2 protein-coding genes are annotated in these 1,344 nt (G+C 71.2%); one reads left to right on the top strand and one right to left on the bottom strand.

What is annotated here, in order from left to right; all coding sequences use genetic code 11:
- A partial coding sequence (gene dusB, locus ACIKT0_RS18355; protein ID WP_407106759.1) for a tRNA dihydrouridine synthase DusB occupies positions 1-941 on the bottom strand: 941 nt, incomplete at its 3' end.
- Between the two features lie 106 nt (positions 942-1,047).
- Here dusB and ACIKT0_RS18350 point away from each other — a divergent pair.
- On the top strand, positions 1,048-1,344 hold a 297-nt coding region (locus ACIKT0_RS18350; RefSeq protein ID WP_407106758.1), incomplete at its 3' end, for a 2-C-methyl-D-erythritol 4-phosphate cytidylyltransferase.

Raw genomic sequence — 1,344 nt, 5'->3', positions numbered from 1 at the left:
GACCACGACGCTCGACCACGTCCCACGCTCGCGGCGGCGGCGTCGAGATACCAGCCGAGATGCTTGCGGGCGTGCCGCACGCCGGTGTCGCGGCCATAGAGGCCGAGCAGGCCTTCATAGTGCTCCAGCGCGAGCTCCCTCTGGGTCGCGAGCGACGGCGGCGCGGGCCTGCGGCCGGTCGCCAGATAGGCCGCGACCTGGCCGGGGAACCACGCCCGCCCCTGCGCGCCGCGCCCGATCATCACCCCGTCCGCGCCCGAGGCCGCCAGCATCGCCGGCGCATGCTCGACGGTCGTCAGGTCGCCATTGGCGATCACGGGAATCGACACCCGCTCCTTCACGGCGCGGATCGCGGACCAGTCCGCCCTGCCCTCGTAGAACTGCGAACGCGTGCGGCCGTGCACGGTGACGAGCGCTGCGCCTTCCGCCTCGGCGCGGGCCGCGAGCTCCGGGGCGACGATCGAATCGGCGTCCCAGCCGAGCCGCATCTTCACCGTCACGGGCGCGCCGGCCGCCGCCACCGCGGCCGCGATCAGCCGGGTCGCGAGGTCGAGATCCTTGAGCAGCGCCGAGCCGCCATGGCCCCCCACGACCTTCTTGGCCGGGCAACCCATGTTGAGATCCACCACGTCGGCCCCGGCCGCGACCGCGAGCCGGGACGCTTCCGCGATCCAGGCCGGATCCCTCCCGGCGAGCTGGACGACGTGAAGATCAAGCCCGGAGCCCTCCGCCCGCAGCCGCGATTCTTCGTCCGCGCGCACGAACTCGGCGCAGGCCACCATCTCGGACACCACCATGCCGGCGCCGAGACGCGCCGCAATCCGGCGGAACACGATGTCGGTCACGCCCGACATCGGAGCGAGAACGACGCTGTTGGCTGGGCGCGCCGGACCGATGGTCAGGCCCGCAACCGCTGGTTCAGGAAAGCCGGTGATGCTCATAAATTAGTCGCGAACCCCTCTGCACACATATTAGCCAACTCGGTCTTTGGCACAATGACCAATCTCGCGCGGGACAGAACATCGCGGTTTGGCTAGAAGCGGCCCCATGGCGAACGATGAGCCCAGCGCCGGGAGCTCCGGCGGCAATCCCAAGGTCGCGGCGCTGATCTGCGCCGCCGGCGCCGGCGCGCGGACCGGCTTCGCGGAGCCGAAACAGTATCGCGACCTCGGCGGCGGACAGCCGATGCTGGCCGAGACGGCGCGCGTTTTCCTCGCGCATCCCCGCATCGCCCATCTGCGAATCGTCATAGGCGAAGGTCAGCTTGGCCGCTACGAGGAAGCGATCGCGCCGCTGCGCGGCTCCGGCAAGCTCGGCGCGCCAGCGACGGGCGGCGCCACCAGA

It is taken from the genome of Hansschlegelia beijingensis (genome assembly GCF_045505405.1).
GTDB lineage: Bacteria > Pseudomonadota > Alphaproteobacteria > Rhizobiales > Methylopilaceae > Methylopila > Methylopila beijingensis_A.
Note: the sequence above shows the minus strand (reverse complement) of the source record. Positions and strands in the feature narration are given on the sequence as shown.